Origin of the sequence: Anianabacter salinae (assembly GCF_019061145.1) — a bacterium.
GTDB lineage: Bacteria > Pseudomonadota > Alphaproteobacteria > Rhodobacterales > Rhodobacteraceae > Anianibacter > Anianibacter salinarum.
Map to the genome: position 1 here is coordinate 13146 of NZ_JAHQZS010000001.1, position 26513 is coordinate 39658.

Sequence of the window (26513 nt, forward strand, 5' to 3'; positions counted from 1 at the left end):
GCATCAGGGAGGACGCGGTGAACGACGACGGGACGGCCTTTGCCGCGCATCCCTACCTGTCGGGGTATTCCCCCGGCTCCGGCGCCGCGGACGAGGTGTTCGACGCCGCCGGGCGGATGCGCCCCGCGTGGCAGCCGTTCCTGTCGATGTTCACCGGGTTCTCGCCGGACGAGGTGCGCCAGCGCTTCGAGCGCGGCGATCAGTACCTGCGCGATGCCGGGGTCTATTTCAGGCGTTATTCGGGCGATCCGCTTGATGCACGGCAATGGCCGCTCAGCCATGTTCCGGTGATCCTCGACGAAGGCGAATGGTCCACGATCTGCGACGGGCTGGCGCAGCGCGCCGATCTGCTCGAGGCGGTGATGGCCGATCTCTACGGGCCCGGCACGCTGGTCGCGGACGGGCATCTTCCGGCAGAGCTTGTCGCGGGCAATCCGCACTGGCTGCGTCCGATGGTCGGGGTCCGGCCGGTCGGCGGGCACTACCTGCATTTCCTGGCCTTCGAGGTCGGGCGGTCGCCCGATGGCAACTGGCTGGTGCTGGGCGACCGCACGCAGGCGCCGTCCGGCGCGGGCTTTGCGCTGGAAAACCGGATGGCGACGCGGCGGATCTTTCCCGAACCCTATCCGCGATCCTACACGCACCGGCTGTCCGGTTTCTTCGAGACGTTCCGCGAAAGCCTGGGGCGCCTCGCACAAGCGCCCGGCGGCGTGGCGCGCGACATCGGCCTTCTGACGCCGGGCCGCGCCAACGACGCTTTCTTCGAGCATTTCTACATCGCCCGCTACCTTGGGATGCCTCTGCTGGAAGGCGAGGACGTGATCGTCGAGGACGCAGAGGCCAAGCTGCGCACCATCGAGGGGCCAGTGCCCTTGGGTCTTCTCTGGCGGCGGATCGATTCCGAGTTTGCCGACCCGCTGGAATGCGATCCGACCTCGCGCATCGGTGTGCCGGGGCTGATGCAGGCCGTGCGCGCAGGCAACCTCGCGCTGGTCAATGCGCTGGGCTCAGGCGTGCTGGAGGCGAGGGCGATGATGGCGTTCCTGCCCCGGATCGCGCGGGTTCTGACAGGCGCACCGCTTGCCTTGCCGAACCTTGCGACATGGTGGTGCGGCGGTGCCGAAGAACGCGCCTTCGTGCAGGCCAACAGGCGCCGCATGGTCGTCGGCCCGGCGCTGGCGACGGACCTGCCGTTCGGTCAGGCCAATGACGCGGGCGCGCCGGGAGATGACGCACCGGGGCGGGGCCATGTCGGACAAGAGGCGGTGACGCTGTCCACGACGCCGCGCTGGATCGGGGACGGCGCGGCTGGGCGGCTGGTGCCCTGCCCGATGACGGTGCGGGTCTTTGCCGCGCGCACGGCGGACGGTTGGCGGTTCATGCAGGGCGGCTATGCCCGTGTCGGCCCGCCCGGCGACGCAACCGCGCTGTCGATGCAAAGCGGCGGCGCGGTCGCGGACGTGCTGGTCGTATCGCAGAGGCCGGTCACGCCGCCCTCTGCGCCCGGGGGCGAGCCGCAAAGTGTCGGCGCGGCGCCGCGCAGGCGCGCGGAATACGCCGCCCTGCCGACCCGCGCAGCCGACAACCTGTTCTGGCTGGGCCGCTATGTCAGCCGGTTCGAGGATACGGTGCGCCTGCTGCGCGCGCTTCATCTGCGCATCGCCACCACCGCTGCCTCGGGCGATCCGCTGCTGGACGCGATGACCCTTGCGCTCGACGCCCTTGGCGTTCCCGCCGACAAGCCGCTGCCGGCGCATGTCATTGCGGTTCTCGACCGTGCGCGCGATTGCGCCGAGAGGGTGCGCGACAGGTTCTCGGTGGATGGCTGGGTTGCCATCGACGATCTGGTCCGCACGGCGCATGATCTGGCGCCGCGCATCGGGCCCGGCGACGATGCCGCCCGTGCGATGAGCGTCCTTTTGCGCAAGACATCCGGCGTGTCGGGGATCGTGACCGATACCATGTACCGCTTTTCGGGGTGGCGGTTCCTGTCGCTGGGGCGGGCGCTGGAACGCGCCGACATGCTGGCGCATGCCTTGTCGCGCTTCGCTGTTCCGGGCGGTCAGGCGGGGATGCTGGATATCGCGCTCGAGGTCGGGGACGGCGCGATGGCGCACCGGCGCCGCTATGCGCTGCACGCGTCCGAGGCGAGCGTGATGGAGCTTTTGGCGCTGGATGCCGGAAATCCCCGGTCGCTGCTGTTCCAGGTCGAGGCGCTGCACGATCTGGCCGCCGCCCTGCCGAACGCCGCCGAGGCAGGCAGGCCCGGCCCCGTCCTGCGCGCGATCCTGCCGCTGCGCAGCGCGCTGGAAGTCGCGCAGCCCGAGACGCTGGGATCCGACGCGCTGACGCGCCTGCGCTCTGACCTGGCGGCGATCTCGGATGCGATCACCGGGGCCTATTTGCGGTGACGGAAATGGACTATGACGTCTCGCTGCGGATCGACTATCGCTACAGCCTGCCGACGGCGCAGGGTCAGGCGCTGGTGCGGGTCGAACCGCTGGACGTCCCGGGCGTGCAGGCGGTCCGCGACCTGCGGCTGGTGCTTGACCCCGCGCCGACGGAACGGCGCATGTTTCGGGACTTTTTCGGCAACCATGTGACGGCGCTGGCGTGGGACATGCCGGTGGCGGAACTGTCCCTCGATTTGCGGTTCTCCGCGCTTCGGACTGCGGTGCCGCCGCCGGATGTCTCTGCTCGGCTGGACAGGTTGGCCGACAGCATCGCGGCGCTGCGCAGCCTGTCACCAGACGCGCCGCAGCACTGTCTTGCGCCCTCGCGGCGGGTGCCCCGGGATGCTGGGATGACAGCATTCGCGCGCGCCGCACTTCGCCCCGGCATGACCGCACTGGAGGCGGTGCTTGCCATCGCCGCGCGGCTGCATGGAGAGATGCGCTTTGCTGCCGGTGCGACCCATGTTGACACGCCCGCCGCCGAGTCGTTCGCGCGGCGTGAAGGCGTCTGTCAGGACTTCGCGCATATCCTGATCGGGTGCCTGCGCAGCATCGGCATTCCCGCGGGCTATGTCTCGGGGTTCCTACGGACCGTGCCGCCGCCAGGACAGCCCCGGCTGGAGGGCGCGGACGCGATGCACGCCTGGGTGCGTGCCTGGGTCGGCGGCGATGCAGGCTGGATCGAGATCGACCCGACCAATGATTGCCATGTGGGGACGGATCACATCGTGATCGGCTATGGCCGCGACTACGACGACATCGCCCCGGTGCGCGGCGCGTTGCGCGGTGCCGGGCGGCAGGACAGCGTGCAGCGCGTCGACGTTTCGGTGCGCGGTTAGGGGGCGAGCCGCGCCAGCAGGCTGCGCGCGCTGTTCGATCGCGGCGTCCACAGACCCCGCTCGATCGCTTCGTTCAGCCGCTCGGCGATCTCGCGCAGCGCGGCCGGGTTCACATCCTCGATAAAGTCCCGCGTTGCGTCGTCCTCCAGATAGGCGGCGTGCACCAGGTCGAAGTGGTGGTTGCGCACCGCGCCAGTGGTGGCGGCAAAGGCGAACAGGTAATCCACCGTCGCCGCGATCTCGAAGGCACCCTTGTAGCCATGGCGCTTGACGCCTTCGATCCACTTGGGGTTCACCACGCGCGACCGCACCACGCGGCCGATCTCGTCTTCCAGCGTGCGGATGACCGGGCGCTCGGGCCGGGAATGGTCGTTGTGGTAGATCGGGCGGTCGGTGCCTTGCAGGTGCTTCACCGCCGCTGCCGCACCACCCTCGAACTGGTAGTAGTCGTCGGAATCCAGAAGGTCATGTTCGCGGTTGTCCTGGTTCTGGACGATGGCCTCGGTCTGGCCCAGCCGGGTCTCGAACGCGGCGCGGGCGCGCACGCCCTCGGCGTCCTTGCCGTAAGCGTAGCCGCCCCATTCGAGATAGGCGTTCGCCAGATCGGCGGTGTCGTTCCAGATGCGTTCGTCGATCAGGGCCTGAAGCCCCGCGCCGTAAGCCCCGGGTTTCGAGCCGAAGACACGGAACTGGCCCTCTTCGCCCTCGGTGCGTGCCCGCGCGGCGGCGGGGTTCTGGTCGGGCGGCTCGTCCAGCGCCATGACGGCGCGCGCGGCGGCATCGACAAGTGCGATCTGCTGCGGAAACGCGTCGCGGAAGAACCCTGACACGCGCAGGGTCACATCGACACGCGGACGGCCAAGGACCGAGGCAGGCAGCACCTCGAATCCGGTGACACGCCGGTTCGCGGCATCCCACTGCGGCTTGACGCCCATCAGCGCCAGCGCCTGCGCGATGTCGTCGCCGCCGGTGCGCATGTTGGCGGTGCCCCATGCGGTCAAGAGCATCGTGCGCGGCCAGTCGCCGTGGGTCTGCAGGTGCTTGTCGATGAGAAGGCTCGCGGATTTCCAGCCCAGCGCCCAGGCGGTCGGTGTGGGCACCGCGCGGCTGTCGACCGAGTAGAAGTTGCGCCCCGTGGGCAGCACATCAGGCCGCCCGCGCGTGGGTGCGCCCGAGGGGCCGGGGGCAATGGCGCGCCCGTCCAGACCGGTCAGAAGGCCGTTGATCTCGGCCGCGCCGCAGGCGGCGATGGCGGGGCGGAGGCGGGTTTCGATGTCTTGCAGCACGGCGGCGGTCGCGGGGCCGACCGAAGGCGCTCGCTCGCTCGCGCTCGCCTCGCCCCTCCCGCCGTCCCGCAGGAGCGCTTGCGCGAGGAGTTCGAGGCGCTCGACGGTATCGCCGTTGCTGCGCCACGGGTCCGTTGTGAGGTTGGCAAGACTGCCCGGCTTGGTAGGCGAGGGCGCGGCCATGTCGCAATCGAGGGGGTCTATCGCCAGCGCGAGGTCCGTCGCCATCGCGCGCAGAAGCGAGGCATTGCCGCCCTTGCCGTCTCCTCGCGGCGCACGGGCCAGCGCGATGGCGAGGTCACGCTCCTGCACGCCGCTCGGCGATCGCCCGAAGATGTGCAGTCCGTCGCGGATCTGCGCCTCTTTCAACTCGCAGAGGTAAGCGTCGAGCCGCGCCAGATCGGTGTCCTCGTCGCCGCCGGTCATGCCCACGTCGAGGTCGAGGCCGGTCGTAGCGGTCAAAGACAGGATCTCGCGTCGCAGGTGCGCGATGCGGCGGGGATCGACGCCCGCCGCTTCGAAATACTCGTCCACCAGCGCCTCGAGATCGCGCAGCGGCCCGTAGGTTTCCGCGCGGGTCAGCGGCGGGGTCAGGTGATCGACGATGACGGCTTGCGCGCGGCGCTTGGCCTGCGTGCCTTCGCCCGGATCATTGACGATGAACGGGTAGAGATGCGGCATCGGGCCCAGAACCGCCTCGGGCAGGCAATCCTCGGACAGCGCCACGGCCTTTCCGGGCAGCCATTCGAGGTTGCCGTGCTTGCCCATGTGCACGATGGCCTGTGCGCCCCAGTGGTCGCGCAGCCAGATGTAGAAGGCGAGATAGTTGTGCGGCGGCACAAGGTCGGGAGAGTGATACGTCTCGGTCGGGTCGATGTTGTAGCCACGCGCGGGTTGCAGGCCAACGACGGCATGGCCGAAGCGGTGGACCGACAGCTTGAAGCCCTGCCCGTCGAAGAAGGGATCGGTCTCGGGCGCGCCCCAGCGGTCTTCGATGCGCTGGCGCAGGGCGTAGGGAAGCGCCTTGTAGGCGTCGAGATAGGCGTCCAGCGGCAGCGTCTCTCCGCCCTGCCGGTCGGCGCGGTCGGTCAGCCAGTTGGTCGGTCCTGCGGTGACCCGTGCCATCAGATCGGCGCTGCCCTCGGGTGCGCCCTCGATACCGTAGCCCGCCGCCGCGAGGCTGGACAGCACATGGGCGGTTGCGGCGGGGGTGTCGAGACCGACGCCGTTGGCCAGCCGTCCGTCCTTGTTGGGGTAATTCGCCAGCACCAGCGCGACCTTGCGCGCCGCAGCCGGGGTAGCCCGCAGCCGCGCCCAGTTGGCGGCCAGCCGCGCGACGAAATCGATGCGGTCGCCGCGCGCCCGGTAGGCGGCGATCGGGCATTCGGTGGCATCGTCAAAATACGCCTCGCCCTTGAAGCTGATGGCGCGCGACAGGATGCGGCCGTCGACTTCGGGCAGGGCCACGTTCATCGCGATGTCGCGGGCGGACAGACCGGCGGCGCTGGTCTGCCACGCCTCTTCCGAGCCGCCCGACAGGATCACCTGGAACACCGGGGCGGCATTGGCCGAAGATGCTGCAAGCGGGTTCGCGGGGCCGGTGTCGCCGTCATGCGGCGAGCCGACGGCAAAGGCGGTGGCGTTCAGGATCACTTGCGGCGGTGCGGCGCGGAACAGGTGATCCAGCGTCGCGGCGCTGACCGGGTCCTTCAGCGAGGCGACGAAGACCGGCAGCGGGTTCAACCCCTGCCGCAGCAGCGCCTTCACCAGCCGGTTGATCGGCGCCAGCCCCGCGCCTTCGACCAGGGCGCGGTAGAAGACGATCGGCACCACGGGCGCCCCGTCCGTCCAGGCGGCACGCGCGGTTGCAAGGTCGGACACGCCCGCGCCCGGCCAGTAGACCCCTGCGCGCAGCAGCGGGCGCGCCGCGGGCGGGCGTTCCCCCATTCCCAGCATGTGGCGGGTGTAGGCCAGAAGGTTCGTCGCGTTCTCTGGCCCGCCTTCGACGAAATAGGACCAGAGCGCGTCGTAATCGCCGCCCGGCACCGTCGAGAGCGCGCGCAGGTCGGGGTCTTCCTTGTCGTCGCCGGGCAGGAAGGCGACCGGAACACCGGCGGCGCGCAGATGCGCGTGATACTGCTCGACCCCGTAGCGCCAGTAGCCGGTGCCGCCCAGAACGCGGGCGATCACGAGGCGGGACTTCGATGCGCACTGGTCAAGATGCAGATCGACGGACATCGGATGGCGTAGGTGCGACAGGCTGGCAAGGCGCAAGGTCGGGGGGGTGTCCATCGCCGCCCGCGCCTCGGACAGCGCGGCAAGCTCGGTGTCGGCGGCGGACAGGATCACCACGTCGGCGGGGGTCTGGCCCAGATCCACGGGCTCGCCATCGTCGATGGCACCGGGCGTGGCGGCAAGAAGGTGCATCAGTCAAGGGTCCGGGCTTGGGTCACGGGGGGAGCGTATTTGGACAAAGAAGAAACGGGGCGCGCGGATCAGGTCAGGGGCTTTTCCATGAACAGGCTGGTGGCATTCGCGGTGTAGTCGCCGAAGGGGCCGCGCGGGGCAAAGCCGTGGCGGGCGTAAAGCCGGTGCGCGGAGTCCAGTTTGTCGCCGGTTTCCAGCCGAAGGAGCGGCAGGCCAAGCGCGCGCGCCTCGGCCTCGATGGCACCGAGAAGGGCGGCGGCGGCGCCCTTGCCACGCGCGACGTCCGCGACGAACATCGACTTTACCTCGCCATAGCCGTCCCGAAGCGCCAGCGCGCCCGTGCCGACGATCGTGTCGCCCAGCCGCGCGGTGAAGAACCGGATGTCGGGCCCGGCCAGCGCGTCGAGCGACAGGAAATGGTTTTCCTCCGGTGCGAACAGCCGCTGCATCAGCGCATGGCTGTCCCGCAGAAGCGCCGTCGCTTGCGGGTCGCGCGGATCGCCGGGGCCGACGGTGAGCGTCATGCCGACAGCGCGGTCTCGATCGCCGCGCGGTCAAGGCCCGCCTGGCCAATCACGACAAGCCGGGTCTCGCGCGGCTCGTTCGCGGTGAGGGGGCGGTCGAAATAGGTCTCGATCCGGGGGCCGACGGCTTGCAGCGTCAGGCGCATCGGTTTGCCCGCGACGGCGGCGAAGCCCTTGAGGCGCAGGATGTCATGTCTGCGGATCACGTCCGCGACCATCTCGGCGAAGGCGGCGGGGTCGGTGATCTCGGGGCGGGTGACGACGAAGCTTTCGAATTCGTCATGGCCATGCTCGTGCTCATGGTCGTGATCGTCACCATCATCGTCGTCGTGATGGTGGTGATGGTGCACCTCGTGGCGGCTGTCCATGTCATCCTCGGCGGCGGCCCCGCGGCCCAAGAGGACATCGACCGGCAGCGCGCCGTGGGACGCGCGGATCACCTGCACGCCCTTTCGCGCCTCGCCGGTCAGGCGGGCGGTCAGCGCCTCGGCCTCTTCCGCGTCCAGGAGGTCGGATTTGTTGACGACGATCATGTCGGCGCAGGCGATCTGGTCCTCGAAGAGTTCGGACAGCGGCGTCTCGTGGTCGAGGTTCTCGTCCATCTTGCGCTGAGCATCGACGGCGGCGACGTTGTGGGCAAAGCGCCCTTCGGATACCGCCTTGCCGTCCACCACGGTCACCACGCCGTCGACGGTGACGCGGGTGGAAATCTCGGGCCAGGAAAAGGCGCGCACAAGCGGCTGCGGCAGGGCAAGGCCAGAGGTTTCGATCACGATGTGGTCGGGCGGATTGGGCCGGTCGAGCAGCTTTTGCAGCGTCGGCACGAAGTCATCCGCGACGGTGCAGCAGATGCAGCCGTTCGACAGCTCCATCACGTCGTCGTCGGTGCAGGTCTCTATTCCGCAGCCCTTGAGGATCTCGCCATCGACGCCGAGATCGCCGAACTCGTTGATGATAAGCGCGATGCGAAGGCCATTCGCGTTCTGCAGCATGTGGCGGATCAGCGTGGTCTTTCCGGCGCCGAGAAAGCCGGTGACGACGGTGGCGGGGATCTTGGCGGGCATGGTGTGCGTCCTTCAAACGAATGTGCGGCGGCCCGGGGCGGGCCGCCGCACGGTAAGTCAAGCGGTAGGATCAGACCCCGAAGGCGGCGGCCAGCAGCGGACCTTCGGCGGCTTCCAGCGTCAGGAAAAGGCCAATACCGGCGACCATCGCGCCGACAAGGCGGGCGCCCGTGGCTTGCGGGGCAGTTGCGCCCAGAAGCTTTTCGGCAGCGTATCCGGCACCCAGCGCGACGGCATACTGGACCGCGCCAAGGCCGATCAGGTAGCCGGTCAGCACACCAGAGCCGACGCCGCCTTCCTGCCCGACGATCGAGCCCGCGAAGGCCGCGCCGTGGAACAGGCCGAAGCCCGCAAAGATCGCCAGAAGCACCGGGGTTCCCGGCAGCTTGCCCGAGGCGACGACAAGGCCGAGCGCCAGAAGCGACAGCGCGATCACGACCTCGACGGCGGGCAGGGCCAGACCGGCATAGGTTGCCGCGCAGCCGACAAGCATCGCGCCGACATAGGCGCCGGGGCCCGCAAGCCGCAGACCTGCAAGCATCGCCGCGACACCGGCGAGGGCGACGAAGAACAGGTGATCGAAGCCGAGGACCGGATGGCCGACGCCCGACATCACGCCTTGCGCGAAGGTTTCCATCGGTAGCCCGCCAAGCGGGTGGTGGGCAAGCGCGGGCGTGGCCGCGAGGATTGCCGCGAGAGTGATAAGTTTCTTCATGTCTGTCCCCTTTCGGTTCTCGTTGGTGAAAGGGGGGTCGCGTCGAAGGTGGGCCGTCGTGCTGGCACCCTTCGCGGAACACCCCGTCCGCTGGTCAGGCCGAATCTTTCGATCCGTCGCATGGCTGGTCTCCTGGCTCGCGGGTCGTGGCGCCTTGCCGCCTTCCCGGGACTGTCCCAGTGGCAACTTGACAAGGCGCTCACCGCTTACAGTCGCGGGGGCGGCTTCGGCTTCTGGTCCCGACGTGGGTCACCATCACCGTATTCCCATTTGGCCCCTTCCGGCTTGGCCGGGGTGACGGGGCACCATGCCCGCCCATTTGCGCCGGGGCGGTGCCTCGGGTCAAGGCGATTTGCGACCTATTCACGGGCAGGCGCGGCGCAAGCGGCGTTCCTCTTGGCGTAGCCGTCGGCGATATATTGTGGAAAAGCCGCATCCTGCCACCAGATCATGCGGCGCGCGATTGACTCATGGCGGCTGCACCCGGACAATCCGGCAATCCTACGGAATCGCCCATAACCCGAGTCTCGCCGCCTTGCGCTTTCAGAAACTTCGCCTCAACGGCTTCAAAAGCTTTGTCGACCCAACCGACCTTGTCATCGCCGACGGGCTGACCGGGGTTGTGGGGCCGAACGGCTGCGGCAAGTCCAACCTTCTGGAAGCCCTGCGCTGGGTGATGGGTGAGAACCGCGCCAAGGCGATGCGCGGCGACGGTATGGAAGACGTGATCTTCGCCGGATCGGGGCGCCGCGCCGCCCGCAATTTCGCCGAGGTCGTGCTGCATCTCGACAATTCGGACCGGCTTGCGCCTGCAGGGTTCAACGACAGCGATCACCTCGAGATCACGCGGCGGATCACCCGCGACGCCGGGTCGGCCTACAAGCTGAACTCCAAGGATGTGCGCGCGCGCGATGTGCAGATGCTGTTCGCCGATGCCTCGACCGGCGCGCATTCACCCGCGCTGGTGCGGCAGGGGCAGATCAGCGAGTTGATCAACGCAAAGCCCAAGTCGCGGCGGCGCATTCTGGAAGAAGCTGCGGGCATCTCTGGCCTTTACCAGCGGCGGCACGAAGCGGAGCTGAAGCTGAAGGGGGCCGAGGCGAACCTCTTGCGGGTCGATGACGTGGTCGATCAGCTTGCGCAGCAACTGCAACAGCTTGAACGTCAGGCGAGGCAGGCCGCGCGCTATCGTGCCATCGGGACGGACCTGCGCCAGGCCGAGGGCCTGCTTCTGTATCGCCGCTGGCGCGAGGCGGAAACCGCGCGCGCCGAGGCGGCGCAGCGCCTGACCGAAGCGGTGCGCGCCGCCGCCGAGGCAGAACGCGAGGCCGTTGCCGCCGGGGCCGCGCGCCAGTCCGCAGAAGACGCTTTGCCGCCGCTGCGCGAAGAGGCGGCGATCGCGGGCGCGGTGCTGCAGCGGCTTGTCGTGCAGCGCGACCAGCTTGCCGACGAGGACCGCCGCGCGGGCGAGGCCGTCAAGGCGCTGACGGCGCGGATCGAACAACTGACTCGGGACCGCGACCGCGAGGAAGCGCTGAACCGCGATGCGGGCGACAGCATCGCACGGCTTCGGGCAGAGGCGGCGGACCTGGCGCAGGCGGGCGACGGGCATGACGCCGCGCTTGCCGATGCGGCAGATGCAGCATCGCAGGCGGCCGCCGCGTTGCGCGATCTTGAGGCGCGGCTGTCCGATCTGACCGAGGATGCGGCGCGGCTTTCGGCGCGGCACCAGTCGGCGGAACGGCTGGTAACCGACCACCGCAAGACCCTCACCTCGTCCGAGGCCGAGGCGGCGCGCGCGCAGTCCGCGATGCAGGCCGCCCGCGATGCGCTGGACCGGGCCGAGGCCGAATTCGAAGCGGCCGGTGTGCAGCAGGCCGATGCGCAGACCCGCGCCGCCGATGCCGAGGCGATCCTGATCGACAGCGATGCCGCCCGCGCCGAGGTGCAGACCCGCGAAGCCGAAGCGCGCGCGGCGCGGTCTGCGGCAGAAGGAGAGTTGGGCGCGCTTCGGGCCGAGGTCGGCGCGCTGCGCAAGCTGGTGGACCGCGACACCGGGCAGGGCGGACAGGTGCTTGACCTTCTGTCCGTCGCGCCGGGCTATGAAAAGGCCATTGGTGCTGCGCTGGCCGACGATCTGCGTGCGCCGGTGATCGAAGGGGCGGGCCGGTCCGGCTGGGCGCAATTGCGTCCCTACGATGATCCCCAGCCGCTGCCCGATGACGCACGGCCGCTGGCGTCGGTGGCGGACGTGCCGGATGCTCTGCTCCGCCGGATCACGCAGGTCGGCCTTGTCGACGCGGGCGATGGCGCGCGGCTTCAGCCGTTGCTGTTGCCGGGGCAGCGCCTCGTCAGCCGCGAGGGCGATCTGTGGCGCTGGGACGGCTATCGCGCCGCCGCCGAGGATGCGCCCACCGCCGCTGCCCTGCGCCTGCAGCAGATCAACCGGCTGGAGGAGCTGAAGCAGGAGCTGGAGGCGACGACCGCCCGCGCCGATGGCGCCCGGTCCGCGCACGACTCGCTCACAAAGCGGTTGCAGGACCTGACCGAGGCGGACCGCCGCGCGCGTGAGGCGCGCCGCGCCGCCGATGCGCAGGTGGTCGAGGCCAGTCGCCGCCTTTCGAGGCTGGAAGCGGACCGCAACATCACCGCCGGAAAGCTGGAATCGCTGGGTCTTGCCGTCACGCGTCATGAAGAGGCTGCTGCCGCCGCCCACACCGATCTGGCCGCCGCCGAAGCCGCGCGCGCGGATCTGGCCGATCTTGAGGACAGCCGCCGCGCGGTGCAGGCGATGCGCGGCGAGGTTGATGCTGCGCGCGCAGAGACGGTCGCCAGACGCTCGGCCCATGACGAGTTGAAGCGGGCGGGCGAGGCGCGCCTGCGCCGTGCCGAGCAGGTCGCCAAGGACATTGCCGGGTGGCAGTCACGGCTTGATATGGCAGGGGGCCGGATCGCCGAGTTCGACGTGAGGCTGCAAGCCAGCGAGGCCGAGTTGGCAGAGGCGCGGCAGGTGCCGGGCCGCATCGCCGCCGACCGGGAAAAGCTGACCGCCGAGCTGACGCGGGCCGAGGCGCGGCGCGCCGCGTCGGACGACGCGCTTGCCGGGGCCGAGCGGGCGCTGCGCGATGCCGTCACCGCCGAGCGCGACGCCGAGCGGACCGCCAGCGGCGCCCGCGAAGCCCGCGCTGCCGCCGAGGCCCGCGCCGAAGCTGCGCGCGAAGCGGTCGAGGCCGCCGCGACCCGGATCGGGGAAGAGCTGGAACTGACGCCGGAAACGCTGCTGGACAAGTTGGACATAGACCCTACCGGGATGCCACCCGCCGACCGGATCGAGGCGGACGTGCTGCGCCTGCGCCGCCAGCGCGATGCGCTGGGCGCGGTGAACCTGCGCGCCGAGGAAGACGCGAAAGAGGTGCAAGAGGAACACGACACCCTCGTCACCGAGAAGGCCGACCTTGAAAGTGCCATCGCCAAGCTGCGGTCAGGCATCGCCGGGCTGAACCGCGAAGGGCGCGAGCGTCTGCTGACCGCCTTCGAGGAGGTGAACGCCAGCTTCGCAACCTTGTTCACCCACCTGTTCGGGGGCGGCGAGGCCAAGCTGGTGCTGGTGGAATCGGACGATCCGCTGGAGGCCGGGCTTGAAATCATGGCGCAGCCGCCGGGCAAAAAGCTGTCGACGATGTCGCTGCTGTCGGGGGGCGAACAGACGCTGACGGCGCTGGCGCTGATCTTTGCGGTGTTCCTTGCGAACCCCGCCCCGATCTGCGTGCTCGACGAGGTGGACGCGCCGCTGGACGACGCCAACGTGACGCGGTTCTGCGATCTGCTGGACGAGATGACGCGCCGCACCGAAACACGGTTCCTGATCATCACCCACCACGCGGTGACGATGGCGCGGATGGACCGGCTGTTCGGGGTGACGATGGCCGAGCAGGGGGTCAGCCAGCTTGTGTCGGTGGACCTCAAGAAGGCCGAGGCGATGGTCGCATGAAAAAGGGGCCCGCCCCAATGGGCAGGCCCCGTAGTCGCAAGATGCGTGAAAAGGCTTAGCCTTCGTATTCCTGCATCTGCTCGATCTCTTGCTCGCTCACGTCCACGGTGACGCGCAGGCTTTGATCGTTGGTGCTGCGTTCGATGTTCACGTCATCGATCGGCAGGCGCACGGCCTTTTCGCCGATGCCGAGGAAGCCACCGAAGTTGATCACGACGTCGGTGATCTCTTCCTGGTCGATCAGCAGTTCGGCCACTTCGCCGACGCGCTCGCCGTTGGTGCCGAACGCCGGAGTGCCGGTCAGGTCTTCGGCCGTCAGCGCATTGAGATCGGCGGCCTGAAAGCCGCGGTTCATGCCGCCTTCGGTGTTCTCTGCGGTGCCATCCGAGGCCGCCATGTCGGCGTTCTCGCCCTCGGCCTGGTTGGCCATGTCGCCCGAGGCTGCCATGTCGGCGTTCTCGCCCTCGGTCTGGTTGGCCATGTCGCCCGAGGCCGCCATGTCGGCATTCTCGCCCTCGGTCTGGCCGGACATGTCGCCCGAACCGTCCATGCCACCGGACGCGGCCATGTCACCGGTCTGGCCATCGTTGCCTTGCATGTTCTCGTTCATGGCCTGCTCGTTGGCGTTCGTCTCTTCTTCGAGCCAGCCGTAGAGATTGGACGCGTCGTATTCCGGCGCGTTTTCAAGCGCGGCCTGGTCGGCTGCGAACACGACGAAGAAATCGCCGTCGGTGTCGCCGTCGGTGACGAAGTTCAACTCGCTCATGCGAACCGCAATCTGCTTTTCGCCGATGCCAAGGAAGCCGCCGATGTCCAGAAGAATGGCCTCGATGCTGCCATCGCGCGCCAGAAGCACGTCGTTGACTTCACCGACGTCGTTCCAGTCTTCGCTGGCGTTGTTCATCTGCTGGTTTTCGACCGGCTGATTGCTGGTGTAGACGCGCATGCCGGTGATGTCGGACGCCCGCAGTTCGGCCTGCATGTTGCCGTCCGCTGCTATGAACGGGCTGTTGGCCTGCGACGTCATGTTCGTGTCCGTGTCGCCCTCGCCTGACGTGTGCGATGCGGCGAAAGCTGTGGAACCCATCGTCAGGGCAAGCGCGGTCGTGGTGAGAATCCGTTTCATGATCTCTCCTCCAGGGGATGTGTATGTGCTAATTTTCCGGGTCTTGCCGACCCTTCGCATCCCCAACGGATTCGGCGCCTCAGCGTTCCCGCAAATTTGATCGACCGGCGATGAATCGCCGGTTGACTTTGCGGAATGCAGTCGGCGGATCAGAGACGGTTCAGCAGCTCTCGTGTCGGCCAGGCATCCGCGGGCAGGCCAAGCTGGACCTGCACGGCCTGCACCGCAGCGCGGGTTCCGGCGCCAAGAATGCCGTCGATGTCGCCCACGTCATAGCCCATCGCGGCCAGCTTGCGCTGTAGCGCCTTCATGTCTTCAAGCGACAGCACCGGATCGGGATTGCCCGGATTGTAGGGCGGCGCCCCCATCAGGCGGGTGGCGAAATATGCGGCCGTCGTGACGTAGACAAAGCTTTGGTTCCACTCGAACAGGGTCTCGTAGTTAGGATAGGCGATGAACGCCGGGCCCTTGCGCCCCTGCGGCAAGAGGATCGACGACGGCAGACCGTTCGCTTCGAACTGGCCCGACCGGGGCTGAACGCCCATCGCCGCCCAGTCTTGCGGTGTCTTCTTGGTGCGCAGGCCGGTCTGTGACCAGTCGAGGTTGTCGGGCACCGCTACCTCCTGCAGCCACGGCTGGTTCGGCGCCCAGCCGAAGCTGGCCAGAAGGTTCGCTCCCGACATCAGCGCGTCGGGCGCTGACTCTTTCAGCCGCACATGCCCGTCGCCGTCACCGTCGATGCCGTGGTTCAGGATGTCACCGGGCAGCATCTGGACCTGGCCGATCTCGCCCGCCCAGGCCCCGGTGGTCTGGGTCGAGAAATCGCCGCGCTTGAACAGTTCCAGCGCGGAATAGACCTGCGGCAGGAACAGCTCTGGGCGGCGGCAATCATGCGCCAACGTGATGAGCGCATCGCGCGTGTTGAAATCGCCCTGGAAGCCGCCGTAATCTGTCTCGAACGCCCAGAACGACAGAAGCATGCCCCTTGGGATGCCCCAGCGGGCATTGATCTGGTCGAAGACGCCGGAATAGCGCTGGGCATTCGCGCGCCCTCCGTCCAGCCGGTTCTGTGAAATCAGGCGCTGGGTGAAGTCGACGAACTCCATCCGAAAGATGCCCTGCGCGCGGTCGGCGTTGATGACCGCCTGCGAATAGCTGGCAGAGGCGAAGAACTGGTCCACGACGGGACGCTCATAGCCGCGCGACAGGGCCTCGGCCTTGAGCCGCTGGACGAAATCGCCGAACGATCCGCCGCAGCTTTGCGCGGTGGCGGTCGTGGCGGACAGGGCAAGACAGAGGGCGGCAATGGACAAACGCATATGGGGGCCTCAAGGGGTAAAAACCGGGGTCGGCGCGACTGTAGCAGCCCCGCCCCGTCAGACAACCGCGATGATTGCGGCCCCCGCCAGAAGCAGCGCCCAGGCCCGCCACATCGCACCGATCGCCTTTTCGATGTCGTCCGCGCCGGAATCGCGGCGGCCACCCGCATTGACCCAGGGATAATCGCGGGTCTGCCCGTGATAGCTGCGCGGCCCCGACAGCGCAACGCCCAGCGCGGCGGCCATCGCCGCCTCGGGCCAGCCCGCATTGGGAGAGCGGTGCAGCGGTGCATCGCGGCGGGTGATTGCCCAGCCGCCGCGTCCTGGGTGGGTCAGCAGGATCAGCGCCGCCGTCATCCGCGCGGGCACAAGGTTCAGAACATCGTCCAGCCGCGCCGCCGCCCAGCCAAACGCCTCGTGCCGTGGGGTGCGGTAGCCGATCATGCTGTCGGCGGTGTTCACCACCTTGTAGACCAGCATCGCGGGCAGCCCGCCGATCAGGAACCAGAACGCAGGGGCGACAACACCATCCGACAGGTTCTCGGCGGCGCTTTCGATGGCGGCGCGGGCGATGGCGGGATCGTCCATGTCCGCGGTATCGCGGCCCACGATCATGGCAACGGCCTGCCGCCCCTCGGTGGTGGACATCCTCAGGGCATCGACAACGGCGCGGACGTGATCGACGAGGCTCCGCTGCGCCAGCAGGATCGCGGCGGCCAGCGTCTGCCACAGCCAGCCGAGCGGCAGGCTGGCGATGATCGCGCCGGTCAGCGCGGCGGCCAGCACCAGCAGCACGACGGCCCCGATGCCCTTGGCGCGGCGCGCGCTGCCGGTGTTCAGTACCCTGTCGCACCAGCCCACGGCGCGGCCCATCACGACGGCAGGATGCGGCACGCGTGACCACAGCCAGCGGGGTTCGCCCGCTATGGCATCAAGGACAAGGGCAAGGACCAGCGCCATGCTCATGCCAGCGCCGCCTCCAGGCGCGCCCAGTCGGACGGCGCGGGCAGACCCAGCCGCAGCCATGTGCCGGAATAGGGAAAGACGCGCGACCAGACCCGCGCGCGCGCCAGCCTGTCCTGCCAGGCCTCGGCGTTTGGCACCTTGTAGAGCCGGAACAACGGCGTTCCTCCAAGGCAATCCGCCCCCGCGCCGCGCATCAGCGCATCAAGCCGTTGCGCGTCGGTGGTCAGACGCGCGCGCGCCTCGGTCGCCCAGATGTCGTCAGCCAGTGCCCTTTGCCCGATCTCCAGCGCCGGGCCGGAGACGGGCCAGGGGCCCAGCGCCTCGGCCAGCCTGCCGATCAGCGCCGGATCACCGATGGCAAAGCCAAGTCGCAGGCCCGCCAGCCCCCAGAACTTGCCGAAGCTCTTGAGGATTACGGTGCCGGGCCGCGCCGCGAGGGCGATCAGGCTCTGTTCCGGCATCACGTCGCAAAAGCTCTCGTCGATGATCAGAAGGCGCGGATCGCCTGCCGTTGCTTCAGAGGCTGTCCAGAGCCGCCCATCGGGATTGTTGGGATGCACGACCACGCGCGCGTCGTTGCCCGCACCCCAACCCGCTGCGCGGAAGGCAGCGCCGTGCTCGTTGTAGGTCGGGCCGGGAATGTCGACGCCTCCCACAGGCACCAGCGCCGGTAGTCGCGCAATGGCAGCCGACGCGCCGGGCACGGCCAGAACCGAAGCCTCTGGCGGCACGTTCCACAGGCTGCGGGCGGCGGCGACCAGTGCCGCTTGCGCGCCGCTGTCAGGCAGCGCCGTCCAGGACCGCACCGGGATGTCGCCCACCGGATAGGGCACCGGGTTGATCCCTGTCGACAGGTCGATCCAGTCCCCGCGCGTCCCGCCCCATCGCGCGATGGCGGCGTCAAGGCCGCCGCCATGATCGCGCGGCGCGCTCATTCTTCGGGAAGGGGCTGGTGCCGGGTGATGAAATGACCTTTGACGCCTTCGGGCCACTGGCGATAGGGCACCTGCCCGGTCTCGCTTTCGGCATGCAGCAGCGCATAGCCGACGATGGCCGCCGCCGCGTCCTCGGCAGGCTCGAACCGGCCGAGCGTGTAGCAAAGCTTGTCCCGCGCCTGCACGGTGACGTTGCAACCATGCGTGCAGCCCATCGTGCAGGACACCCGCCGCGTGCGCAGGGGCGTGCCGCTGGCCTGCGCCTCGACCAGGGCGGCCAGCGCCTCGCCATCGGTATGCGGTTGCGCGGCGGCGTCCCAGCCTTCGCGCTTGCAGGTGTCGCAGATCGTGATCCAGGTGCTCATGCCCTGCCTTCAAACGGATTCGCGGCTTGTCCACAAGTCATCTTGCTGCCCCGCGATTCCGTTAACGCTTTGTTAGGACCTGTGACCGATCACCTGAGGCGGGGTGCGCCAAGAACTGGCGCTTGTGGTGTGCGATGACTGTCCTGATCGTCGAAACTGACGCGGCGCTTGCCGCGCTGTGGGCGGGCCACCTGATCCGGGGCGGCGCGGAGGTCGAGATCGCGCTGACGGCTGAGGCCGCCATCGACAGATTGGCGCTCGGGCCGGTCGACGGGCTTCTGGTCGACCTCGAGCTTGGGTCCGGCAGCGCCATCGCCGTCGCCGACATGGCGCGCTATCGCTGGCCTGCAGCGCGCATCGTGGTGGTCACGCGCCGCAGGTTCTTTTCCGACGGGTCGATCTTTTCGCTGATCCCGAACGCCAGCGCGTTCCTGCATTCCGACACGCCGCCCGAGGATCTGGCCGCCGTTGTCAGTCATTGCTGCGCGGCGGTGTCCTGATCAGCCCCGCCCGTGCGAGGCGTCCAGATCCAGCGCCGCCGTGATCGGCACGATCCGGTGCGGATTGATGCTGTCATGGCTGTAATAATAGTGCTGGACGATATGGTCGAAATGCACCGTCTCGCGCACGCCGGGCCATTGGAACAGCTCTTTCGTATAGCCCCAGAGGTTCGGATAGTCTGTGATCCGGTGTTTGTTGCACTTGAAATGGGTGTGATAGACCTTGTCGAAGCGGATCAGCGTCGTGAACAGTCGCCAGTCGGCCTCGGTGATGCGATCGCCCATCAGGTAGCGGTTTTCGGACAGGATGCCCTCGATCCAGTCAAGGCTGTCGAACAGCGGCCCGACCGCCTCGTCGTATCCAGCTTGCGCGCGGGCGAAGCCGGACTTGTAGACGCCATTGTTCACGGTGTCGTAGATGCGGGCGTTCACCGGTTCGATGGCGTCGCGCAACTCTTGCGGCCAGTAGTCGTCAGTATTGCCAGTGATCCCGTCGAAGGCGGAGTTCAGCATCCGGATGATCTCGGCGGATTCGTTCGACACGATCGTTTCGCGCTCGGTGTCCCACAGGACCGGCACCGTGACGCGGCCCGAGATGTCGGGATCGGCCTTGGTGTAGATGTCGCGCATGAACGGCAGGCCATGCAGCTTGTCCCCTGTCGCGCCGTCGAAATCCGTCTCGAAGGTCCAGCCGTCGTCCAGCATGTAGGGATGCACGACCGACACGCCGATATGATCCGTCAGGCCCTTCAGCGCGCGAAAGATCAGCGCGCGGTGCGCCCAGGGGCAGGCGTAGGACACATAGATATGATAGCGCCCGCTTTCCGCCTTGAACCCGCCTTCGCCGGACGGTCCGGCGGACCCGTCTGCGGTGATCCAGTTGCGGAACTTTGTGGTCGAGCGAACAAAGCGCCCGTCCTTCTGGTATGTCTCCAGTCCGGTCGGCTTCCAGTCGCCGTTGACAAGTTCGCCCATGTTCAACCCTCCGATGCCATGTTGTCGCAGGAGGTAGGCCTGCGCCGTCCCCGTGAAAAGGAGTGCGGCGGCGCATCCGCCCTGCGCCACCGCACATGCACCGCAAAGCGTCGCGAATCCGTTTGCGGGCAAGGGGGGGCATCCCTATACCGGGGGCAGACGACGCCCCGGACCGGGGCCGGAGAGGTGGCCAAAGCCGCGCCGACCCAGACCGGGGGCACGCTTTGGCATCGTCGGACCCCCGCCGCACCTCACGGCCCGCCTTTGCGTGACCGAGACTAGGGAGACCTGCGGTGAAAGCCATCCTTGCCACGACAGCGACCATTCTTGCCCCCGTCGCCGCGACCGCCCATCCCGGGCACCTGGTCGAGGCCGCCGGGCACAATCACTGGCTGGCAGGCGCTGCCATCGCCGCAGCGGCGGCCATCGCCCTTGCCGCCGCGATCCGGCGTGGCAGCAGAAGTGCAGACGCGAAGAGTGACGCCGAGGATGCGGACGCCGAGGCCGAGGACGACACCGCGCCCGAGGATGCCCACGCATGAAGACTGGTATCAAGACTGGCATGAAGACGGGCATGAAGACGGGCGTGATGATCTGCGGCCACGGCTCGCGCAGCCAGGCCGCTGTCGACGAGTTCAAGGTACTCGCTGAAAAGCTGCCCGCGTTCCTTCCTGACGATTGGGAAACCGACTACGGCTATCTTGAATTCGCCAATCCGGTGATCCGCGACGGGCTGGACCGCCTGCGGGACAAGGGGTGCGAGCGCATCCTTGCCGTGCCCGGTATGCTGTTCGCCGCGATGCACGCCAAGAACGACATTCCCACGGTGCTGAACACCTATGCTGCGGCGCATGACGTCGAGGTCCGCTATGGGCGCGAGCTTGGCGTCGACCCCAAGATGATCGCCGCCGCTGGGGCGCGTGTGCAAGAGGCCGTGGATCGCGCCAACGCCGACCTGGGCGAGCTGCCCTTGCACGACACCTGCCTTGTGGTGATCGGACGCGGCGCGTCCGACCCCGATGCCAACGCCAACGTAGCCAAGATCGCCCGGATGCTGTGGGAAGGCATGGGGTTCGGCTGGTGCTCGGTCGGGTATTCCGGCGTCACCTTTCCGCTGGTCGAGCCGTGCCTGCAACATGTCGCGCGGCTGGGCTACAAGCGGGTGATCGTGTTCCCGTATTTCCTGTTCACCGGCATCCTGATCGACCGCATTTACGGCTTCACCGACCGCGTGGCGGCAGAGAACCCCGGCATCCAGTTCGTCAAGGCCGGTTATCTGAACGATCATCCCAAGGTGCTGGAAACCTTCGCCGAGCGTGTGCTGGAAATCGCGGGCAACGCCGCCATCCCCAATTGCGGTGTCTGCGCCTACCGCGAGCAGGTGCTGGCGCTGGCCAATGGCGAGCATCGCCATATCCGGGCCGAGGATCGCCGCCACCCCGCCTTTGCCGACATGCCGCCGCCGACTTGCGTGCTTTGCAAGTACCGCACGCAGGTTCTGGGGTTCGAGGCCGAGGTCGGCGCGGTGCAGGAAAGCCATCACCACCATGTCGAGGGGCAGGGGGCGTCCGCGCCGGGATCGAACGTCGCCCATTGCGCGCTTTGCGACAGCTTTTGCACGGGGATGTGCCGACTGACCGCGCAGGAGACGCACCACCATCATCATCACCACGATCACGACCACGACGATCATCACCACCATCACCACGCCAGCTATCCCCATGCCGCGCATCCGCTTGGCCCGGAAAGCGTGCGCAAGGCCAAGGCCTAGACCCGGTGATGCGCCCCTATGAGCGTGACCCCGCCGCGATCTACGCGCAAAGCTTTCGCACCGTGCGCGACGAGGCGCGGCTGGACCGGTTTCCGGCCGGGCTCGACCTCTTGGCCATTCGGGTGATCCACGCGTGCGGCATGGTCGATGTTGCGGACAGGCTGGCGTTCTCGAAAGACGCCTTTGCCGCCGGACAAGCGGCGCTGGCAGGAGGCGCGCCGATCCTGTGCGACGCCGAGATGGTCGGCGCCGGGATCATCCGCGCCCGGCTGCCTGCGCAGAACGAGGTGATCGTGACGCTGAACGACCCGCGCGTCGCGGGTATGGCGAAGGATCTTGAAACGACACGCTCTGCCGCCGCGGTCGATCTGTGGCGGGACCGTCTGGGCGGCGCCGTGGTCGCCATCGGCAATGCGCCGACCGCCCTGTTTCACCTTCTGGACCGGCTGGATCAGGGCTGGCCGAAGCCTGCCGTGATCCTCGGCTTTCCGGTCGGCTTTGTCGGGGCGGCGGAATCCAAGGCGGAACTTGCGCTGAACCCGCGCGGCTGCGACTTCGTCGCCCTGCGCGGGCGGCGCGGCGGGTCGGCGATGGCCTCGGCGGCGGTGAACGCACTGGCGGCTGGACTGCCAGAGGAGGGTGCATGAGTGTCCTGACCAATCTGGAGATCGCGGATGTCTGAGGCCTGGCTGCATATCGTCGGCATCGGCGAAGACGGCATGGATGGGCTGAACCCTGCCACCCGCGCCATCGTCGAGGCGGCCGAAGTTCTGATAGGCGGCGATCGCCACCACGGGCTGTCGGCGGATGTCACGGCGGAGCGGCTGGCCTGGCCGCATCCGTTCGACGCGCTTATCGAAACGCTGAAATCCCTCAAGGGCCGCCGTGTCGTGGTGCTGGCCACCGGAGATCCCCTGTGGTTCTCGGTCGGTGCGCGGATCGGGCGCGCGCTGCCGCCGTCCGAGATCGTGTTTCACCCGCAGTTGTCCGCCTTCCAGCTGGCCGCCGCCCGCATGGGCTGGAGCCTTGCGGACGTCGAGACGCTGACGGTGCATGGCCGCCCCGTCGAGCAGATGATCGCCTTCATCCAGCCTGACCAGCGGCTTCTGATCCTGACCACCGGTGAAGAGACGCCGGGCCAGATCGCGCGTTTCCTGACCGAGCGCGGCTTTGGCAAGTCGCCGATGACGGTGCTGGCCGCGATGGGCGGCGAGGCCGAGGCGCGGTTCGACGGGATCGCGGAAAGCTGGTCGCACGACGTGCCCGCGTTCAACACGCTGGCGGTGGATTGCGTGGCGGCGCCCGACGCGGCGCTGATGCCGCGCGTGCCGGGGCTGTCGGATGATCTGTTCACCCATGACGGCACGATGACCAAGCAAGAGGTCCGCGCGGTCACGGTCGCCAAGCTGATGCCGATGCGCGGCGCGCTCTTGTGGGACATCGGGACGGGCTGCGGATCGGTGGCGGTCGAATGGATGCGCGCGGCGCATTACGCCCGCGCCATCGGGATTGAACCGCGCGCCGACCGCCGTGCCATGGCTGCCGCCAACGCGCTCGCGCTGGGTGCGCCCAAGCTGGAACTGATCGAGGGCGAGGCGCCCGCCGCGCTGAACGGTCTGCCTGCGCCCGACGCGATCTTCGTCGGCGGGGGGCTGTCCGAGGAAGTGTTCGACGCCGCTTGGGGCGCGCTCAAGCCGCTGGGGCGGCTGGTGGCGAATGCCGTGACGCTTGAATCCGAAGCCGTGCTGTTCGCGCTGCACCAGCGCCACGGCGGGCAGCTTGTCAAGCTGATGACCCAGCGGGCCGAGCCGGTCGGCTCGCTTACAGGCTGGCGGGCGTTCATGCCCGTGACCCAGTGGAGCCTTGTGAAACGATGACAGGCACGCTGTGGGGCGTAGGCGTCGGGCCGGGCGATCCGGACCTGATGACGGTCAAGGCCGCGCGGCTGATCGCCGGGGCGCGGGTGATCGCCTATCCGGCTCTAACGGGCGGCGACAGCCTTGCGCGCTCCATCGCTGCGGGTCTGATCGACGCCTCCGCGCGCGAGATCGTCATGGACATTCCGATGACCACCGCGCGCGGGCCCGCGCAAGCCGCCTATGACACCGGCGCGGCCGAGATTGCCGCCGCGCTCGACGCGGGCGAGGATGTCGTCTGCCTGTGCGAGGGCGACCCGTTCTTCTACGGCTCGTTCATGTATCTGCATGCGCGTCTGTCGGGGAGCCATGACGTGCGCGTCGTGCCCGGTGTGTCGTCGCTGACGGCTTGCGCCGCGCTTGCGGGCCGTCCGCTGGTCGCGCGCAACGAGGTGATGACGATCCTGCCCGGCCCGTTGCCCGACGATGCGATGCGGGCGCGGCTGGCCGAGGCGCAGACGCTGGCGATCCTCAAGGTCGGGCGCCATCTGCCCCGGCTGCGCGCCCTGCTGGACGCCGAGGGGCTGACGCGGCACGCCATCTATATCGAGCGTGCGACGCTGCCGGGGCAAAGGACGATGCCGCTGGCCGAGGCGCCGGACAACGCGCCGTATTTCTCAATGATCCTCATCACGAAGGGAGCCGACCCTTGGCTCTGACCCCTGTCATCCTGTGTCTCAACCGCGCCGGAGAGGCGACCGCCCACCGCATCGCGCGGGCGCTCGGCGCGCCGGTGCATGGCCGCGAGGGCCGTGTCGATGTCGCGGACGCGTTGTTTCCCGATGCGCTGGATCATGCGCGGTCGCTGTTCGCCGCCGGGACCCCGGTGATCGGGGTCTGCGCCAGCGGCATCCTGATCCGGGCGGTTGCGCCGCTTCTGTCGGACAAGCGGGCCGAGCCGCCGGTGCTGTCGGTGTCGGATGATGGCGCGGTCGTCGTGCCGCTTCTGGGCGGGCACCGGGGGGCGAACCGGCTGGCGCGGCAGGTCGCCGAGGCGCTGGGCGGCACCGCAGCCGTCACGACGGCGGGAGACGTCGCGCTGGGCGTCGCGCTGGACGAGCCGCCCGAGGGATGGCATCTGGCCAACCCCGAGGCGGCCAAGGGTGTGATGGCGGCGCTGTTGTCGGGCGGCGGCGCGCGGGTGACGGGCGAATGCGCAGACGCCGCGGACTGGCTGGCGGACCTGCCGCGCGGCGACGTGGCAACCCTGTGCTGCACGGCGTCGCCCGTTGCCGACATTCCCGACGGAACGCTGGTGTTTCATCCGCGCAAGGCGGTGTTGGGCGTCGGTTGCGCGCGGAACTGCCCGCCGGACGAGTTGAAGCGCCTGGCCGAAGACGTGCTTGCGTCGGCGGGGATCGCGCCCGGTGCGCTGGCCGCCATCGGCACTGTCGATCTCAAGGCGGACGAGCCTGCGGTGCTGGCATTGGCACGCGACTGGAACCTGCCGCTGCGCCTGTTCACGGCGGCAGAGCTGGAGGCAGAGACGCCGCGCAGCGCGCAGCCGTCGGAGGTCGTCTTTGCCGAGATCGGAAGCCACGGTGTGGCCGAGAACGCGGCGCTTGGCTTGGGCGGGGCGGATGCGAAGTTGACCGTGCCCAAGCGCAAGACCGCGATGGCGACGGCGGCGCTGGCGTTGTGCCCCGCGCCGGTGACGCGGCTTGCAGGACGCCCGCGCGGCAAGCTGTCGCTGGTGGGGATCGGTCCGGGGCAAGCTGCCTGGCGCACGCCAGAGGCGTCGCGGCTGATCGCGGACGCCGACGAACTGGTCGGTTACGGGCTTTACATCGACCTCTTGGGTGCCGTGGCGCAGGGCAAGCCGCGCAGCGATTTCCCGCTCGGCGGGGAAGAGGCGCGCTGCCGCTATGCGCTGGAACGCGCCGGCGAGGGGCGCAACGTCGCCCTGATCTGTTCGGGCGATGCGGGCATCTACGCGATGGGCGCGCTGGTGTTCGAATTGCTCGACCGCCCGGCACAGGCTGAAGGCGTCAGCGATGCCGCGCGGCGGGTCGAGGTGGTGACCGCGCCGGGCATCTCGGCGCTGCAGGCGGCTGCGGCGCGGGCGGGGGCACCGCTCGGGCATGATTTCTGCGCGATCTCGCTGTCGGACCTGCTGACCCCGCGCGAGGATATCCTTCGGCGGCTGCGCGCTGCCGCCGAGGGGGATTTCGTCATCGCCTTCTACAACCCGGTGTCGCTGCGGCGCCGGACGCTGCTGGCCGAGGCGCGGGACATCCTGCTGCGGCACCGCCCGGCAGAGACGCCGGTTCTGCTGGCGTCCTCCTTGGGACGCCCGGAGGAAGAGCTGCGCTACCGGCGGCTGGAAGATCTGCAGGTCGACGAGGTGGACATGCTGACCGTGGTTCTTGTCGGCTCCTCGCAGTCGCGGCTGGCGCAGACGGGGACAGGGCCGCGCATGTTCACGCCGCGCGGCTATGCGCGCAAGATCGACGGCGATCTGTCGGAGGGGCGGGCGTGACGAACGGCGTGACGGACGGGCGCCGCTTGTCGCCTTCGGCAACATCGCCCCGCCCGCCGTCCCGCAAGGAGAGATACACATGACGGTCTATTTCATCGGCGCAGGGCCGGGCGATCCAGAGCTTCTGACGCTCAAGGCGCAGCGGCTGATCGGCACCTGCCCGGTCTGCCTCTATGCCGGGTCGCTGGTGCCCGCCGAGGTCGTCGCCCATGCGCCTGAAGGGGCGAAGGTGATGGACACCGCGCCGATGACGCTGGACGACACCCATGCCGAGATTGTCGCCGCCCATGCCGCCGGGCAGGATGTCGCGCGGGTGCATTCGGGCGACCCGTCGCTTTATGGCGCCATTGCCGAGCAGATCCGCAGGCTCAAGGCTGACGGCATCCCCTATGAGGTGATCCCCGGCGTGCCCGCCTATGCCGCCGCCGCCGCCGCGCTGGGGCAGGAACTGACCATCCCCGAGGTCGCGCAATCCATCGTCCTGACGCGGATGTCGATGAAATCGACGGGCATGCCCCCCGGGGAGACGCTGGAGAATTTCGCCCGGACCGGCGCGACGCTGGCGATCCACCTTGGCATCCGCGCCCTGCGCGAGATCGAGCGTGTGCTGACGCCGCATTACGGGGCCGACTGTCCGGTGATCGTGGCCTACCGGGTGGGTTGGCCGGACCAGGCGTTCGTCCGGGGCACGCTGTCGGACATCCATGCCAAGGTGCGCGCGGAAAAGATCACGCGCACGGCGCTGATCCTCGTCGGGCCCGCGCTGGCAGAGGAACAGACCTTCCCTGACAGCGCGCTTTACGACCCCGCGCATCCCCATGTCCTGCGGCCGAAAGTTGCCCGGCGGTGACTCTGCCGCGCT

General features: G+C 68.7%; 21 protein-coding genes and 1 riboswitch. Of the genes, 11 read left to right on the top strand and 10 right to left on the bottom strand.

The features are described from left to right. The first annotated feature begins 17 nt into the window (after positions 1-17). Complete coding sequence (locus KTJ87_RS00060) at positions 18-2411, top strand: circularly permuted type 2 ATP-grasp protein (protein ID WP_267137026.1); 2394 nt, start codon at positions 18-20, stop codon at positions 2409-2411. A gap of 5 nt (positions 2412-2416) precedes the next feature. Next, positions 2417-3292: a transglutaminase family protein gene (locus KTJ87_RS00065; RefSeq protein ID WP_267137027.1), complete on the top strand. Its 876-nt coding sequence runs from the start codon at positions 2417-2419 to the stop codon at positions 3290-3292. Here the strand turns inward: KTJ87_RS00065 and cobN are convergent. The 4 genes from cobN to KTJ87_RS00085 all read right to left on the bottom strand — a co-directional run bounded on the left by cobN (position 3289) and on the right by KTJ87_RS00085 (position 9308). Further along, positions 3289-7005 carry a cobaltochelatase subunit CobN gene (gene cobN, locus KTJ87_RS00070; RefSeq protein ID WP_267137028.1) on the bottom strand — a complete coding sequence of 1239 codons (3717 nt, stop codon included), beginning with the start codon at positions 7003-7005 and terminating at the stop codon, positions 3289-3291. The genes KTJ87_RS00065 and cobN overlap by 4 nt on opposite strands. A gap of 68 nt (positions 7006-7073) precedes the next feature. Beyond that, positions 7074-7529 (bottom strand): GNAT family N-acetyltransferase, encoded by a 456-nt coding sequence (locus tag KTJ87_RS00075; RefSeq protein WP_267137029.1) that lies wholly within the window; start codon positions 7527-7529, stop codon positions 7074-7076. Continuing rightward, the gene (gene cobW / locus KTJ87_RS00080; RefSeq protein WP_267137030.1) at positions 7526-8593 is read right to left on the bottom strand and encodes a cobalamin biosynthesis protein CobW; all 1068 of its coding nucleotides are present in this window, start codon (positions 8591-8593) and stop codon (positions 7526-7528) included. The genes KTJ87_RS00075 and cobW overlap by 4 nt, the downstream gene beginning before the upstream one ends. Positions 8594-8663: 70 nt before the next feature. Next, entirely contained in the window at positions 8664-9308 is a 645-nt protein-coding gene (locus tag KTJ87_RS00085; protein WP_267137031.1) for a HupE/UreJ family protein, read from the bottom strand. A gap of 105 nt (positions 9309-9413) precedes the next feature. Continuing rightward, positions 9414-9632: riboswitch (cobalamin riboswitch) on the bottom strand. A gap of 211 nt (positions 9633-9843) precedes the next feature. Here KTJ87_RS00085 and smc point away from each other — a divergent pair. Beyond that, entirely contained in the window at positions 9844-13299 is a 3456-nt protein-coding gene (gene smc / locus KTJ87_RS00090) for a chromosome segregation protein SMC (protein ID WP_267137032.1), read from the top strand. A gap of 55 nt (positions 13300-13354) precedes the next feature. On the opposite strand, the gene KTJ87_RS00095 is transcribed toward smc, so the two are convergent. The 5 genes from KTJ87_RS00095 to KTJ87_RS00115 all read right to left on the bottom strand — a co-directional run bounded on the left by KTJ87_RS00095 (position 13355) and on the right by KTJ87_RS00115 (position 18010). Then, a complete protein-coding gene (locus tag KTJ87_RS00095; protein ID WP_267137033.1) occupies positions 13355-14425 on the bottom strand; it encodes a PRC-barrel domain-containing protein in 1071 nt (356 codons plus the stop codon). 149 nt (positions 14426-14574) lie between these two features. Next, complete coding sequence (locus KTJ87_RS00100) at positions 14575-15744, bottom strand: lytic murein transglycosylase (protein WP_267137034.1); 1170 nt, start codon at positions 15742-15744, stop codon at positions 14575-14577. A 57-nt stretch (positions 15745-15801) separates the two neighbouring features. Beyond that, on the bottom strand, positions 15802-16710 hold the full coding sequence (gene cbiB, locus KTJ87_RS00105; protein ID WP_267137035.1) for an adenosylcobinamide-phosphate synthase CbiB: 909 nt from the start codon (positions 16708-16710) through the stop codon (positions 15802-15804). After that, entirely contained in the window at positions 16707-17645 is a 939-nt protein-coding gene (locus KTJ87_RS00110; RefSeq protein ID WP_267137036.1) for a threonine-phosphate decarboxylase, read from the bottom strand. Before KTJ87_RS00110 ends, cbiB begins: the two co-directional genes overlap by 4 nt. Beyond that, entirely contained in the window at positions 17642-18010 is a 369-nt protein-coding gene (locus KTJ87_RS00115) for a DUF1636 domain-containing protein (RefSeq protein WP_267137037.1), read from the bottom strand. The genes KTJ87_RS00110 and KTJ87_RS00115 overlap by 4 nt, the downstream gene beginning before the upstream one ends. A gap of 134 nt (positions 18011-18144) precedes the next feature. Here KTJ87_RS00115 and KTJ87_RS00120 point away from each other — a divergent pair, with 134 nt between their 5' ends. Then, positions 18145-18510: a response regulator gene (locus KTJ87_RS00120; RefSeq protein WP_267137038.1), complete on the top strand. Its 366-nt coding sequence runs from the start codon at positions 18145-18147 to the stop codon at positions 18508-18510. Here KTJ87_RS00120 and KTJ87_RS00125 read toward each other — a convergent pair whose 3' ends face one another. Then, the gene (locus tag KTJ87_RS00125) at positions 18511-19485 is read right to left on the bottom strand and encodes a glutathione S-transferase family protein (protein ID WP_267137039.1); all 975 of its coding nucleotides are present in this window, start codon (positions 19483-19485) and stop codon (positions 18511-18513) included. A 293-nt stretch (positions 19486-19778) separates the two neighbouring features. On the opposite strand from KTJ87_RS00125, the gene KTJ87_RS00130 reads away from it, so the two are divergent. The 7 genes from KTJ87_RS00130 (at position 19779) to cobM (ending at position 26501) form a co-directional block, all read left to right on the top strand. Then, on the top strand, positions 19779-20027 hold the full coding sequence (locus KTJ87_RS00130) for a DUF6732 family protein (RefSeq protein ID WP_267137040.1): 249 nt from the start codon (positions 19779-19781) through the stop codon (positions 20025-20027). A gap of 32 nt (positions 20028-20059) precedes the next feature. Continuing rightward, entirely contained in the window at positions 20060-21256 is a 1197-nt protein-coding gene (locus KTJ87_RS00135) for a sirohydrochlorin chelatase (RefSeq protein WP_267137898.1), read from the top strand. An 8-nt stretch (positions 21257-21264) separates the two neighbouring features. Then, complete coding sequence (locus tag KTJ87_RS00140; RefSeq protein WP_267137899.1) at positions 21265-21903, top strand: precorrin-8X methylmutase; 639 nt, start codon at positions 21265-21267, stop codon at positions 21901-21903. A gap of 27 nt (positions 21904-21930) precedes the next feature. Continuing rightward, positions 21931-23133, top strand: a complete 1203-nt coding sequence (gene cbiE / locus KTJ87_RS00145) for a precorrin-6y C5,15-methyltransferase (decarboxylating) subunit CbiE (RefSeq protein WP_267137041.1) — start codon at positions 21931-21933, stop codon at positions 23131-23133. Further along, complete coding sequence (gene cobI / locus KTJ87_RS00150; protein ID WP_267137042.1) at positions 23130-23831, top strand: precorrin-2 C(20)-methyltransferase; 702 nt, start codon at positions 23130-23132, stop codon at positions 23829-23831. The genes cbiE and cobI overlap by 4 nt, the downstream gene beginning before the upstream one ends. Next, positions 23822-25651, top strand: coding sequence for a precorrin-3B C(17)-methyltransferase (cobJ, locus tag KTJ87_RS00155; RefSeq protein ID WP_267137043.1), 1830 nt, complete (start codon positions 23822-23824; stop codon positions 25649-25651). Before cobI ends, cobJ begins: the two co-directional genes overlap by 10 nt. A 79-nt stretch (positions 25652-25730) precedes the next feature. Next, positions 25731-26501 carry a precorrin-4 C(11)-methyltransferase gene (gene cobM / locus KTJ87_RS00160; protein WP_267137044.1) on the top strand — a complete coding sequence of 257 codons (771 nt, stop codon included), beginning with the start codon at positions 25731-25733 and terminating at the stop codon, positions 26499-26501. The last annotated feature ends 12 nt before the right edge of the window (positions 26502-26513 follow it).